The organism is Streptomyces sp. Sge12 (genome assembly GCF_002080455.1).
Lineage (GTDB): Bacteria > Actinomycetota > Actinomycetes > Streptomycetales > Streptomycetaceae > Streptomyces.
In genome coordinates this window covers 5,843,003-5,856,505 of sequence record NZ_CP020555.1, presented here as the reverse complement: position 1 = coordinate 5,856,505, position 13,503 = coordinate 5,843,003, and the positions used below count along the sequence as shown (strand labels likewise).

Here is a 13,503-nt window from a genome sequence, read left to right as displayed (position 1 = left end):
GTAAGAAAACGTCCGTTTTGTCCACACTACCGCCACACATTCTTGGCCTTGGCATAACAAGAGCGTCACATCCTCCTTTCCCTGCTCCCCGTGTTCACCACCTCGGGCCTAGAGTCACGGCCAGTCACCGCGCCGCAGGGCGCAATCAGCACGGCCGTGGACCTCCCAGTGCGGCCCGGCGACCCAACGGCACCTCTCAGGAGAGAGCCGCGCCAGGGAAAGGAAGAATCGTGCGACACCGTTCTTTGCTCGTCCTCACCACCGTGATCACCACGGGAGCACTGACCCTCACCGCTTGCGGATCGCGCGACGGCGGAGACTCCAAGGACAACAGCGGCGGCAAGAAGACCACCGTCGTCATCGGTGTGGACGCCCCGCTCACCGGCTCGCTCTCCGCGCTCGGCCAGGGCATCAAGAACTCCGTCGACCTCGCGGCCAAGACGGCCAACAAGAACAACGAGGTCCCGGGCATCGAGTTCAAGGTCGAGGCCCTCGACGACCAGGCCGTCCCCGCCTCCGGTCAGGCCAACGCCACCAAGCTCGTCGGCAACAAGGACGTCCTCGGCGTCGTCGGCCCGCTGAACTCCGGCGTCGCCCAGCAGATGCAGGGCGTCTTCGCCTCCGCCAACCTGGCGCAGGTCTCCCCCGCCAACACCAACCCCGCGCTCAGCCAGGGCGACAACTGGGGCAAGGGCGAGTTCAAGCGCGGCTTCAAGACCTACTTCCGCACCGCCGCCACCGACGTGGTCCAGGGCAAGTTCGCCGCCCAGTACCTCTTCAAGGACGCCGGCAAGAAGAAGGTCTTCATCGTCGACGACAAGCAGACCTACGGCGCCGGCCTCGCCGCCATCTTCGCCGACGAGTTCAAGAAGCTCGGCGGCGAGGTCGTCGGCACCGACCACGTCACCGTGAAGGAGACCGACTTCTCCTCCACCGCCGACAAGGTCAAGTCCTCCGGCGCCGACTCCGTCTACTTCGGCGGCCAGTACCCCGAGGGCGGCCTCCTCGCCGACCAGATCAAGAAGACCGGCGCCAACGTCCCCCTCATGGGCGGCGACGGCATCCAGGACCCCGCCTTCATCAGCGCCTCCGGTGAGGCCAACGAGGGCGACCTCGCCACCTCCATCGGCTACCCGGTCGAGAAGCTGGACACCGCCAAGAAGTTCATCGAGGACTACAAGACCGAGGGCTACAAGGACCCGTACGCCGCCTACGGTGGCTACTCCTACGACGCCGGCTGGGCCGTCATCCAGGCCGTCAAGGCCGTCGCCGCCGCCAACAGCGGCAAGCTGCCCGACGACGCCCGCGCCAAGGTCGTCGAGGCACTCGGCAAGGTCTCCTTCGAGGGCGTGACCGGCAAGGTCGCCTTCGACGAGTACGGCGACACCACCAACAAGCAGCTCACCGTCTACAAGGTCGAGGGCGGCAAGTGGGTCGACGTCAAGAGCGACACCTTCAACCAGTAAGCCCGTAGTCCCCAGCACCACCCGTAACACCTGAACCATCCGCCGCGCGAGGGCGCAAACAGCGCCCTCGCGCGGAGTCTTATCCGACACGCTCATCGGAGGCCCTGCGGTGCACGAACTGCCGCAACAGCTGGCCAACGGCCTGGCCCTCGGTGCTCTCTATGGCCTCATCGCCATCGGGTACACCATGGTCTACGGCATCGTCCAGCTCATCAACTTCGCCCACGGCGAGATCTTCATGATCGGCGGCTTCGGCGCGCTCACCGCCTACGCCATCCTCCCGACCGGCACCTCCCTGCTGATCGCGATACCCGTCATGATCGTCGGCGGTGCCATCTGCTCCGTCGCCGTGGCATGCGCAGCCGAACGCTTCGCCTACCGCCCCCTGCGCAGCGCCCCCAGGCTCGCACCCCTCATCACCGCAATCGGCCTCTCGATCGCGCTCCAGCAGCTCGTCTGGCAGTTCTACCCGGACGCCAAGAAGGCCGTCAGCTTCCCCGAATTCAAGGGCGCGGCCTTCAAGATCACCGACAGCCTGGCGATCCAGCGCGCGGACCTCTTCGTCCTCATCCTCGCCCCGCTCTGCATGCTCGCCCTCGGCGTCTTCGTCCAGAAGAGCCGCAGCGGCCGCGCCATGCAGGCCACCGCGCAGGACCCCGACACCGCGAAGCTGATGGGCATCAACACCGACCGCATCATCGTCATGGCCTTCGCCATCGGTGCAGCGTTCGCCGCCGTCGCCGCCGTCGCCTACGGCCTCGACAAGGGCCAGATCAACTTCGAGATGGGCTTCATCCTCGGCCTCAAGGCCTTCACCGCAGCCGTCCTCGGCGGCATCGGCAACATCTACGGAGCCATGGTCGGCGGCGTCGTCCTCGGACTCGCCGAAGCCCTCTCGATCGCCTACATCGAAGAGATCCCCGGCATGCAGCAGCTCGGCGGTGGAGCCTGGTCCAACGTCTGGGCGTTCGTACTCCTCATCGTCGTCCTCCTCGTGCGGCCACAAGGCCTGCTCGGTGAGCGCGTCGCGGATCGGGCGTGAGAACCATGACCACCAACACCACCCCGCAGACCGACACGGTCAAGCAGGGCCCCGCCCCCACCGCCCTCCTCTACGCGGTCATCGGCGGCAGCCTCCTCACCATCGTCAGCGCCTTCCTCGCGTGGACCTGGACCGCCGAATTCCCCGGCGACCTGACCTACTACGGAAGCCCCGCCAGCATCCAGTACGTCACCCTCGCCGGAGCGGCCCTCACCCTCGCCTACGCGCTCTCCGCACTCGGCGTCAAGGGCCTCGGCTGGCTCGCCCCCACCGGCACCCGCAAGGCCATCTGGTTCCTGGCCCTCGGCAGCCTCGCCGCCACCTGGTTCACGGTCATCTCCATCACCGTCGTCCTCGGCGGAGTGATCAACCTCGAACCCGGCGCCTACGTCGCCCTCGTCGGCTCGCTCATCCCGGCCCTCGCCGCGTACAAGCTCCCCGACGACACCCGCAAGGCGACCCCCGCCAAGCAGCTGCCCTCCTGGGCCGAAATCCTCGTCATCACCGGCGTCTTCGCCCTCGGCCTCTTCGTCATCACCTTCGGCATCGACACCGATGACAAAGAACCGCAGCTCTTCGTCGCCTACCTGATCACCGTCGGCTTCGTCGCCCTCGCGCTGAACAAGGCCGGCCTCTTCGCCCGCCTCGGCGGCATCACCGCCAAGCACCGCCAGGTCACCCTCATCGGAACCGCGGCCGCGGCGATCGCCTTCCCGTTCATCCAGCAGAGCGGCGACACCTACACCCTCATCGCGGTCAACATCCTGATCTTCGCGACCGTCGCCCTCGGCCTCAACGTCGTCGTCGGCCTCGCCGGCCTCCTCGACCTCGGCTACGTCGCCTTCCTCGGCGTCGGCGCCTACGCCGCGGCCCTGGTCTCCGGAAGCACCGCATCCGCCTTCGGCATCCACCTCCCCTTCTGGGCAGCGGTCATCGTCGGCGCCCTCGCCTCGCTCATCTTCGGCGTGGTCATCGGAGCCCCGACCCTGCGCCTGCGCGGCGACTACCTCGCCATCGTCACCCTCGGCTTCGGAGAAATCTTCCGCATCGCCATGGGCAACCTCGACGGCACCTCCGGCCCCGACATCACCAACGGCCCCAACGGCATCCCCAACATCCCCCACCTCGAAATCCTCGGGTGGAACTTCGGGGAATCCCACGTGGTCGGCGGCATCACCCTCGGCGCCTACGCCAACTACTACTTCCTGATGCTGCTCGTCATGGCACTGGTCGTCGTGGTCTTCGCCCGAGCCGGCAGCAGCCGCATCGGCCGCGCCTGGGTCGCCATCCGCGAGGACGAGACCGCCGCCGAAGCCATGGGCATCAACGGCTTCAAGGTCAAGCTCATCGCCTTCGCCCTCGGCGCCACCCTCGCCGGCCTCGCCGGCACCGTCCAGGCACACGTCAACAGCACCGTGGTCCCCGAGAACTACGTCTTCGCCGGGCCCGTCCCGCCGAACTCCGCGTTCCTCCTCGCCGCCGTCATCCTCGGCGGCATGGGCACCATCCGCGGCCCCATCCTCGGCGCCGCACTCCTCTTCCTCATCCCGGCGAAGCTGGCCTTCCTCCAGGACTACCAGCTCCTCGCCTTCGGCATCGCCCTCATCCTGCTCATGCGCTTCCGCCCCGAAGGCCTCATCGCCAACAAGCGCGCGCAGCTCGAGTTCCACGACGACACCGCTGACCAGGCCCCCACGGACCTGGCCACCGCCAAGGCGGGGGCGTGAACATCATGACGACCACCACGGACACCACCACCAAGACCACGGTCCTCGAAGCCAAGGGCGTCACCATGCGCTTCGGCGGCCTCACCGCCGTCAAGGGCGTCGACCTCCAGGTCAACGCGGGCGAGATCGTCGGACTCATCGGCCCCAACGGCGCCGGCAAGACCACCTTCTTCAACTGCCTCACCGGGCTCTACGTCCCCACCGAGGGCAGCGTCCGCTACAAGGGCACCGTCCTGCCTCCCAAGCCCCACAAGGTCACCGAGGCCGGCATCGCCCGCACCTTCCAGAACATCCGGCTCTTCCACAACATGACCGTGCTGGAGAACGTCCTCGTCGGACGCCACACCCGCACCAAGGAAGGCCTCTGGTCCGCACTCCTGCGCGGCCCCGGCTTCAAGAAGGCCGAAGCCGCCAGCGAAGCCCGCGCCATGGAACTCCTCGAGTTCATCGGGCTGGAGAACAAGGCCCAGCACCTGGCCAAGAACCTCCCCTACGGCGAACAGCGCAAGCTGGAAATCGCCCGCGCCCTCGCCAGCGACCCCGGCCTCATCCTCCTGGACGAGCCCACCGCCGGCATGAACCCGCAGGAAACCCGCGCTGCCGAAGAACTCATCTTCGCCATCCGCGACATGGGCATCGCCGTCCTCGTCATCGAGCACGACATGCGCTTCATCTTCAACCTCTGCGACCGCGTCGCCTGCCTCGTCCAGGGCGAGAAGCTCATCGAGGGCACCGCGTCCGAGGTCCAGGGCGACGAGCGCGTCATCGCCGCCTACCTCGGCGAGCCCTTCGAGGGCGACCCGGGCGCCGCCGAGGTCGCCGAGGTCGAGGCAGCGGAAGCCGCCGCCGAAGAGGCCGCGGAAGCCGCGTCCGAGCCGGCCGCCGCCACCGAGGCCGAGCCGGAGGCCGAGGCAGAGGCCCCTGCCGAGGCCGAGGCCCCGGCCGAGCCGGAAGCCGAGACCGAGGCCGACGCGGAGTCCACCCCGGACCCCGACGCCCCGGCCGACACCGACTCGGACAGCACCACCCGCACCACCAGCACGGAAGGAGAGGCCAAGTGACCGCACTGCTCAAGGTCGAAGACCTCAAGGTCGCCTACGGCAAGATCGAAGCCGTCAAGGGAATCTCCTTCGAAGTCAACGAAGGCGAAATCGTCTGCCTCGTCGGCACCAACGGCGCCGGCAAGACGACCACCCTGCGCACCCTCTCCGGGCTCATCAAGCCCAAGAGCGGCACCATCACCTTCGACGGCCAGCCCCTGGCCGCCGTACCCGCCCACAAGATCGTCTCCCTGGGCCTCGCCCACTCCCCCGAGGGACGCCACATCTTCCCCCGGCTGACGATCGCCGAAAACCTCCAGCTCGGCGCCTTCCTGCGCACCGACAAGGACGGCATCGAGCAGGACGTCCAGCGCGCCTACGAGATGTTCCCCATCCTGGGCGAACGCCGCAAGCAGGCCGCCGGCACCCTCTCGGGCGGCGAGCAGCAGATGCTCGCCATGGGCCGCGCGCTCATGTCCCGCCCCAAGCTCCTGATGCTCGACGAGCCCTCCATGGGCCTGTCCCCGCTGATGATGCAGAAGATCATGGCGACCATCAAGGAACTCAAGGCCACGGGCATGACCATCCTGCTCGTCGAGCAGAACGCCCAGGCGGCGCTCTCGCTCTCCGACAGCGCGCACGTGATGGAGATCGGCAAGATCGTTCTCTCCGGCACCGGCCGCGACCTCCTCCACAACGAGGACGTCCGCAAGGCCTACCTCGGCGAGGACTGACACCACGTGTGAGGCCCGCCTCCCCTCGGGGGGAGGCGGGCCTCACGCATGTCCGGGAGGGGCCGCTACTTGCCGCTCTCCTTCTTCTTCGCCTCGGCGTCCTCGATGACCACCTCGGCGACCTGCTGCATGGACATCCGACGGTCCATGGACGACTTCTGGATCCAGCGGAACGCGGCCGGCTCCGTCAGCCCGTACTGCGTCTGCAGGATGCTCTTCGCACGGTCCACCAGCTTGCGGGTCTCCAGCCGCTGCGAGAGGTCCGCGACCTCCTGCTCCAGCGCGCGCAGCTCCGCGAAGCGCGACACGGCCATCTCGATGGCGGGCACCACGTCGCTCTTGCTGAACGGCTTCACGAGGTACGCCATGGCCCCGGCGTCCCGGGCCCGCTCGACGAGGTCGCGCTGCGAGAACGCGGTGAGCATCAGGACGGGCGCGATGGACTCCTCCGCGATCTTCTCGGCCGCGGAGATCCCGTCCAGGACGGGCATCTTCACGTCGAGGATGACCAGGTCGGGACGGTGCTCGCGCGCGAGCTCGACGGCCGTCTGGCCGTCGCCGGCCTCGCCGACGACGGAGTAGCCCTCTTCTTCGAGCATCTCTTTCAGATCGAGACGGATGAGCGCCTCGTCCTCGGCGATGACGACGCGGGTCGTCAGCGGCGGAACGTGCGACTGGTCGGCGTCGGGCGTGGGCGTCGACTCGTGCTCGGCGGTCACGAAGGCTCCTCGTTGCGGGGCATAACAAGCTCCCCCGAGCCTACCTAGCTGCGGTAAGGTGGACATGCAGCGGGTCGGGGCGAACCTTCGATTCACTGGGCCCCGGTAGCCCAATTGGCAGCAGGCGATGGATTCAAAACCCATTCAGTGTCGGTTCGAGTCCGACCCGGGGCACTTTTCCTTATTTTCCAAGGTCACGCGAGAATCGCGTGACCTTCACTCGTATCAGCGAAGCGTGCCGAAATGCACCACGTGAGCGAATTTACGGGCAGCACTGTCGACCGCATGTACGACGTAGCTACCCGCAAGCACGCACTTCGACTCCTCGCCGACGGGCGCAGCATGAACTCCGTCAGCAAGGAAACCGGAATATCCCGGGCCGCGATCCGCGCCTGGAAGGTGCGGATCGAACCACTCCCCCGCCTGAACCAGACAGCTCCCTGCACGGCACCGGCTGACCGAGCCGCCTATGCCTACCTTCTCGGCCTCTATCTCGGCGACGGCTGCATCAGCCCCCACCCCCGGGGCGGCGAGTATCTCCGGATCGCCTGCGCGGACGCCTGGCCCGGCCTGATCGAGCTGTGCCGCGCGGCAATCCTCGCGGTCCGCCCGTCCGACAAGGTCTACGTCCTGCAGCGCCAGGGCTGTGTCAACGTCACCAGCTACGGGCGGCACTGGACGTGCATGTTCCCGCAGCACGGGCCCGGCAGGAAGCATGAACGGCGGATCGTTCTAGAGGGCTGGCAGCAGGAGATCGTCGATGCGCATCCGTGGGAGTTCCTGCGGGGGCTGATCCATTCCGACGGGTGTCGGGTCACCAACTGGACCGTCCGCAACGGGAAGCGCTACGAGTATCCGCGGTACTTCTTCACCAACAAGTCCGATGACATCCGCAGGCTCTGTACCGACACGCTCACCGCGGTCGGGGTCCGGTGGACCGTGCTGGCGCGGGGCAGTGACCCGCTCAACGTGTCCGTCGCGCGCAAGGCGTCCGTCGCGTTGATGGACGCCCATATCGGACCGAAGTACTAGCTCCAGCGGTGGGTGGCGGTCCCCGTCGACGGGTCGTGGGTGATCAGGGGCGGCAGTTCGTGGTGGCCGGTCACGGTCTCGGCGGTGAGGACGGCCGGGCGGCCGCAGGCCGTGGCCAGTTCGGTCAGGAAGCGCAGGACGTCGGCGACGTGGTCCCCGTCCTCGATGTCGTCGGGCCAGAGGGAGAATTCGATCCCGTCGACCGGCAGGTGGCCCGTGAACCGGGTGCGGCCGCAGCGGACGGAGAGGGTTGCCGTGTATCCCTCCTCCATCGTGGCGAAGGGGTCCTCGGTGTCGTTGGGGCCGATGTCCCGTCCTTCGGCGCCGTCGTACCAGGTGAGCTGGTCGGCGGCGCCGCGGAAGTGGTGCAGGACCTGCGGCCAGTCGGTGTCGTCGGTGTCGGTGACGGTGATGTCGCGGAGGCTTCCGTCGACGTAGAACACGCGGCACATCCATGGTTCGGGCAGTCGGCAAGTGCCCGGGCGGGGTTCGCAGTCGTGGTGCGGTCGCTGCGTGGTCATTCGGTCCGTCCCCCGTGTGTGTCCGTCGTCAGGGCCCAGTATGGCGTTACGGGAGGTCGCCGTTGCCGCCGAGGTTGGCAACCAGGCGGCGGAGGGTGTTGATGGTGGCCGCGTATGCGGCGTCGTCGATGCCCTCCCGCATCGCCGCGTGGACCTTGGCGTTGCGGTCGTGGGCGCGGAGGCGGCCCGCTTCGCCGGCTTCGGTGAGGGTGAGGTGGTCGTCGGCCTCGGTGAGCCAGCCGCGGGCGGTGAGGTCGGCGTAGAGGGCCTCGAAGTCGGTGTCCTGGTCGTCGAAGGGGGCCAGTTTCCCGGTGAGGGCCTCGCGGGTCCAGTGGTCGGGGGTGGCGGCTATGTGGTTGAGGGTCCACCAGTGGGGCTGGGTGAGCTGCTCCTCGGCGAGGGCGGTGCGGAGGCCGCCGATCACCAGGTCGGCCGCGGCGCGGGTCCAGTAGCCGATGGGCTGGGCGGCGAGCTGCTGCTGGGGGTATTCCTTGATCGTCATGCGGTGACCGTATGACCTCAGGTTAGGTTGAGGTCAAGGGTTTGGTTGACGAAGGAATGTGTGATGAGTGAGAAGGCCCGGAAGTTGTTCGCTGCGCTCGACCTGAATGATGACGGGGAGCTGACGCGGGCGGAGGTGATCTCGGCGCTGCGGTCGAAGGGGCCGGCTTTGGCGGCGCGGGGGGATCTGCCGTTCTGGGGTGTGGGTGATGCGGTGGCGTCGTCGGCGTTGTTCGATGCGGCGGATGCGAATGGGGATGCGGTGTTGTCGTTCGAGGAGTTCGCGGTGGTGGTGGATCGTCGGTTCGGCTGGTAGGTGCGGGTGCGGGGGGGGTGACCGCGTCGGGTGTGGGCCCGACGCGGTGTTTCGCGCTCGTCAGCGGACGGGGTCGCCGATGTGGTGGATGCGGACGAGGTTGGTGGAGCCGGTGACGCCGGGGGGTGAGCCGGCGGTGATGACGACGACGTCGCCGGGGACGCAGCGGCCGATGCGCAGGAGTTCTTCTTCGACCTGGGCGACCATGGCGTCGGTGGAGTCGACGTGGGGGCCGAGGAAGGTTTCGACGCCCCAGGTGAGGTTGAGTTGTGAGCGGGTGGCCTGGTCGGGGGTGAAGGCCAGGAGGGGGATGGGTGAGCGGTAGCGGGAGAGTCGGCGGACGGTGTCGCCGCTCTGGGTGAAGGCGACGAGGAATTTGGCGTCGAGGAAGTCGCCCATTTCGGCGGCGGCTCGGGCGACGGCGCCGCCTTGGGTGCGGGGCTTGTTGCGGTCGGTGAGTGGGGAGAGGCCCTTGGCGAGGATGTCTTCTTCGGCGGCTTCGACGATGCGGGACATGGTGCGGACGGTTTCGACGGGGTATTTGCCGACGCTGGTTTCGCCGGAGAGCATGACGGCGTCGGTGCCGTCGATGATGGCGTTGGCGACGTCGCTGGCTTCGGCGCGGGTGGGTCGGGAGTTGTCGATCATCGAGTCGAGCATCTGGGTGGCGACGATGACGGGTTTGGCGTTGCGCTTGGCGAGTTTGACGGCGCGCTTTTGGACGATGGGGACTTGTTCGAGGGGCATTTCGACGCCGAGGTCGCCGCGGGCGACCATGATGCCGTCGAAGGCGGCGACGATGTCGTCGATGTTGTCGACGGCCTGGGGCTTTTCGACCTTGGCGATGACGGGGAGGCGTCGGCCTTCTTCGTCCATGATGCGGTGGACGTCTTGGATGTCGTGGCCGCTGCGGACGAAGGAGAGGGCGATGATGTCGGCGCCGGTGCGCAGGGCCCAGCGGAGGTCTTCGATGTCTTTTTCGGAGAGTGCGGGGACGGAGACGGCTACTCCGGGGAGGTTGAGGCCTTTGTGGTCGGAGACCATGCCGCCTTCGATGACGCGGGTGTGGACGCGGGGGCCGTCGACCGCGGTGACTTCGAGGGTGACGCGGCCGTCGTCGACGAGGATGCGTTCGCCGGTGGTGACGTCGGCGGCGAGTCCTTTGTAGGTGGTGCCGCAGGTGTGGCGGTCACCTTGGTGGTCTTCGACGGTGATGGTGAATTCGTCACCGCGTTCAAGGAGTACGGGTCCTTCGCGGAAGCGGCCGAGTCGGATCTTCGGGCCTTGAAGGTCGGCGAGGATGCCGACGCTGCGGCCGGTCTCGTCGGAGGCCTTGCGTACGCGCTGGTAGCGCTCCTCGTGTTCGGCGTAGGTGCCGTGGCTGAGGTTGAAGCGGGCGATGTCCATTCCGGCTTCGACCAGGGCTTTGATCTGGTCGTATGAGTCGGTTGCGGGGCCCAGGGTACATACGATTTTCGCTCGGCGCATGGGTCGAGCGTATTCCCCTACCTGCGGGTAGGTAATCGCTTCCGGGTGTCCACTCAACAACCTTTGAGCAAAAGCTTGTTGACAACTGTTGAATGTGCATGGGGGTGCTCTGATGAGCACCCCCGGGGTGCTGAATTCGTCTGTTTTTCAGAGCTGGGGCGGGGTCATGGTGAACCGGGCGTTCACCTGTGCGTGGACGGTCTGCCGTTGGGGTTCGAGGTCGAGCGGCGGGGGGCCGGCGTCCTCGGTGGTGCTGAAGGCCATGGTGCGCATGCCGCCGCCGGGGTGGGTGGGGAAGGGTTCGGCGTTCTCGGCGCCGAGGTCGGCGAGTTCGACGAGGGCGGCGAGGTTCGCGCCGAGGGCTTCGGCGTATTCGCGGGCGCGCTGGACGGCTTCGAGTACGGCTTGGCGGCGGGCTTGGCCGTGGGCGGGTGAGGTGGGGCGCAGGGCCCACCAGGGGCCGTCGACCTGGGTGAGTTCGAGGTCGGCGAGGCGGGTGGTGAGTTCGCCGAGGGTGGTGAAGTCGTTGAGTTCGGCGGTGATGTGGACGCGGCCGTGGTAGGCGCGGATGCGTTCGGCGCGGCCGTGGCGGGTGAGTTCGGGGGTGATGGAGAAGGCGCCGGTTTCGAGTTTTTCGACGGGGTCGCCGTAGCTCTTGATGAGGTCGAGGACGGTGTTGTTGCGGCGGGTGAGGTCTTCGAGGGCGGTGCGGCGGTCGGTGCCGCGGGCGCTGACGGTGATGCCGATGCGGGCGATTTCGGGGTCGACTTCGATGCGTGCTTCGCCGCGGACCGCTACGCGGGGTACTTCGGGGGTTCCGTAGGGCTGGTGGGGTGTGTGGGGTGCGTGCGTTGCGTCGTCCTGGGTCATGGTTTCCACTGTCGCACTGCCGCTCGTACGGGTGTGGTCATCGGATCGAAACCTTGCGGGGGTGTTGCGGCTTGTTACTGCTGGGTCAGAATCTACGCGCGTTGTTCACGCCTCAAAAGGGGAGATGGTATGGCGTTCGACCGTAGGACTTTTCTGGGTACGACGGCTGCGACGGGTGCGGCTGTGGCGTTGGCGGGGGCCACGAGCACCCCGGCCGCCGCGGCCGTGCAGGATGCGAAGGGGTCCGGGCCCCGGACGTACGCGTTCACGGTGATGGGGACGACGGACCTGCACGGGAACGTCTTCAACTGGGACTACTTCACGGACAAGGAGTTCGACGACAAGGCGCACAACGACGTCGGTCTGGCGAAGATCTCCACGCTGGTGAACCAGGTGCGGGCGGAGAAGGGGCGGCGCAACACGCTGCTGATCGATGCCGGTGACACGATCCAGGGCACGCAGCTGTCGTACTACTACGCGAAGGTGGATCCGATCACCGCGCGGCGCGGTCCGGTGCACCCGATGGCGCAGGCGATGAACGCGATCGGCTATGACGCGGCGGCGCTGGGGAACCACGAGTTCAATTACGGCATTCCGGTGCTGCGGAAGTTCGAGGAGCAGTGCGACTTCCCGTTGCTGGGGGCGAACGCGCTGGATGCGAAGACGCTGCGGCCGGCGTTCGCGCCGTACAGCATGCACAAGCTGCGCACGCCGTGCGGGCGGGATGTGAAGGTGGCGGTGCTGGGGCTGACGAACCCGGGTATCGCGATCTGGGACAAGGCGAACGTGCAGGGGAAGATGACGTTCCCGGGGCTGGAGGAGCAGGCGGCGAAGTACGTGCCGAAGCTGCGGTCGATGGGCGCGGATGTGGTGATCGTGTCGGCGCATTCCGGTTCGAGCGGTACGTCCTCGTACGGGGACCAGTTGCCGTACATCGAGAACGCTGCGGCGTTGGTGGCGGAGCAGGTGCCGGGGATCGACGCGATCCTGGTGGGGCACGCGCACACGGAGATCCCGGAGTACCGGGTGAAGAACGCGGCGACCGGCAAGGAGGTGGTGCTGTCGGAGCCGCTGAAGTGGGGGCAGCGGCTGACGCTGTTCGACTTCGAGCTGACGTGGGTGAAGGGCCGCTGGTCGGTGGCGAAGGTGTCGGCGAAGGTGCTGAACTCGAACACGGTCGCGGAGGACCAGAAGATCACGCGGCTGCTGTCGGACGAGCACCGCAAGGTCGTGGCGTACGTGAACCAGGTGATCGGTACGTCGACGCAGGCGATGTCGTCGGCGGAGGGGGCGTTCAAGGACGTCGCGATCATCGATCTGATCAACCATGTGCAGGCGGAGACGGTGAAGGGGGCGCTGGCCGGTTCGGAGTGGGCGGCGCTGCCGGTGCTGTCGCAGGCGTCGTGCTTCTCGCGGACGGCGGCGATCCCGGCCGGGCAGGTGACGATCCGGGATGCGGCGGGGCTGTATCCGTTCGAGAACACGATGGAGGCGCGGCTACTGACGGGTGCGCAGGTGAAGGACTACCTGGAGTACTCGGCGCGGTACTTCGTGCGGACGGCGCCGGGTGATGTGGTGGATCCGGCGAAGCTGACGAACTCCGAGGGCATTCCGGACTACAACTACGACGCGGTGTACGGGCTGGCGTATGACATCGACATCGCGCAGCCGGTGGGTTCGCGGATCGTGGGGTTGTCGTTCCAGGGGAAGCCGGTGGATCCGGCGGCGCAGTTCGTGCTGGCGGTGAACAATTACCGGGCTTCGGGTGGCGGGAACTTCCCGCACGTGCCGCAGGCGAAGCAGGTGTGGGCGAACTCGGACGAGATCCGCAACACGATCATCCAGTGGGTGAAGGCGAAGGGGACCATCGATCCGGTGCAGTTCGCGTCGGTGGACTGGCGGCTGACGCGGGGCGGGGCTCCGGTGTTCTAGTCGGTTTCGGGTGGTGTGCGGCCGGGTCCTGCTGTGGCGGGTCCCGGCCGCTCGTGGTTCGCGTCCCGGAGCAGGGCGAGCGGGCCGGGGTGGGCGTGGCGCCGCCCCGGGGCGG

13 protein-coding genes and 1 tRNA gene are annotated in these 13,503 nt (G+C 67.5%); 9 read left to right on the top strand and 5 right to left on the bottom strand.

The window, feature by feature from the left end; all coding sequences use genetic code 11:
- Positions 1 to 230: 230 nt before the first annotated feature.
- From B6R96_RS26280 to B6R96_RS26260, 5 genes are all read left to right on the top strand, one after another.
- Positions 231 to 1,466, top strand: a complete 1,236-nt coding sequence (locus B6R96_RS26280; RefSeq protein ID WP_052876636.1) for a branched-chain amino acid ABC transporter substrate-binding protein — start codon at positions 231 to 233, stop codon at positions 1,464 to 1,466.
- 109 nt (positions 1,467 to 1,575) lie between these two features.
- Complete coding sequence (locus B6R96_RS26275) at positions 1,576 to 2,508, top strand: branched-chain amino acid ABC transporter permease (RefSeq protein WP_030385466.1); 933 nt, start codon at positions 1,576 to 1,578, stop codon at positions 2,506 to 2,508.
- 5 nt (positions 2,509 to 2,513) lie between these two features.
- Entirely contained in the window at positions 2,514 to 4,235 is a 1,722-nt protein-coding gene (locus tag B6R96_RS26270) for a branched-chain amino acid ABC transporter permease (RefSeq protein WP_053168249.1), read from the top strand.
- 5 nt (positions 4,236 to 4,240) lie between these two features.
- Positions 4,241 to 5,296: an ABC transporter ATP-binding protein gene (locus tag B6R96_RS26265; RefSeq protein ID WP_203351752.1), complete on the top strand. Its 1,056-nt coding sequence runs from the start codon at positions 4,241 to 4,243 to the stop codon at positions 5,294 to 5,296.
- Complete coding sequence (locus B6R96_RS26260) at positions 5,293 to 6,009, top strand: ABC transporter ATP-binding protein (protein ID WP_030385469.1); 717 nt, start codon at positions 5,293 to 5,295, stop codon at positions 6,007 to 6,009. Before B6R96_RS26265 ends, B6R96_RS26260 begins: the two co-directional genes overlap by 4 nt.
- A gap of 65 nt (positions 6,010 to 6,074) precedes the next feature.
- On the opposite strand, the gene B6R96_RS26255 is transcribed toward B6R96_RS26260, so the two are convergent.
- Entirely contained in the window at positions 6,075 to 6,728 is a 654-nt protein-coding gene (locus B6R96_RS26255) for an ANTAR domain-containing response regulator (protein ID WP_030008501.1), read from the bottom strand.
- Positions 6,729 to 6,827: 99 nt separating this feature from the next.
- Between B6R96_RS26255 and B6R96_RS26250 the strand changes: the two genes are divergently transcribed.
- Positions 6,828 to 6,902 (top strand) — tRNA-Leu (locus tag B6R96_RS26250).
- 111 nt (positions 6,903 to 7,013) lie between these two features.
- Entirely contained in the window at positions 7,014 to 7,760 is a 747-nt protein-coding gene (locus tag B6R96_RS26245) for a helix-turn-helix domain containing protein (protein WP_081525265.1), read from the top strand.
- On the opposite strand, the gene B6R96_RS26240 is transcribed toward B6R96_RS26245, so the two are convergent.
- Positions 7,757 to 8,203 (bottom strand): hypothetical protein, encoded by a 447-nt coding sequence (locus B6R96_RS26240; protein WP_081523815.1) that lies wholly within the window; start codon positions 8,201 to 8,203, stop codon positions 7,757 to 7,759. The two genes, B6R96_RS26245 and B6R96_RS26240, sit on opposite strands and share 4 nt — an antisense overlap.
- A 124-nt stretch (positions 8,204 to 8,327) precedes the next feature.
- Positions 8,328 to 8,783, bottom strand: coding sequence for a MarR family transcriptional regulator (locus B6R96_RS26235; RefSeq protein ID WP_081523814.1), 456 nt, complete (start codon positions 8,781 to 8,783; stop codon positions 8,328 to 8,330).
- A 63-nt stretch (positions 8,784 to 8,846) separates the two neighbouring features.
- On the opposite strand from B6R96_RS26235, the gene B6R96_RS26230 reads away from it, so the two are divergent.
- Positions 8,847 to 9,098 (top strand): EF-hand domain-containing protein, encoded by a 252-nt coding sequence (locus B6R96_RS26230; RefSeq protein WP_081523813.1) that lies wholly within the window; start codon positions 8,847 to 8,849, stop codon positions 9,096 to 9,098.
- A gap of 60 nt (positions 9,099 to 9,158) precedes the next feature.
- Here the strand turns inward: B6R96_RS26230 and pyk are convergent, their stop codons facing one another.
- Entirely contained in the window at positions 9,159 to 10,586 is a 1,428-nt protein-coding gene (gene pyk / locus B6R96_RS26225) for a pyruvate kinase (protein WP_081523812.1), read from the bottom strand.
- Between the two features lie 147 nt (positions 10,587 to 10,733).
- Complete coding sequence (locus B6R96_RS26220; RefSeq protein WP_053169863.1) at positions 10,734 to 11,456, bottom strand: SIMPL domain-containing protein; 723 nt, start codon at positions 11,454 to 11,456, stop codon at positions 10,734 to 10,736.
- A 129-nt stretch (positions 11,457 to 11,585) separates the two neighbouring features.
- On the opposite strand from B6R96_RS26220, the gene B6R96_RS26215 reads away from it, so the two are divergent.
- The gene (locus B6R96_RS26215) at positions 11,586 to 13,388 is read left to right on the top strand and encodes a bifunctional metallophosphatase/5'-nucleotidase (RefSeq protein WP_081523811.1); all 1,803 of its coding nucleotides are present in this window, start codon (positions 11,586 to 11,588) and stop codon (positions 13,386 to 13,388) included.
- The last annotated feature ends 115 nt before the right edge of the window (positions 13,389 to 13,503 follow it).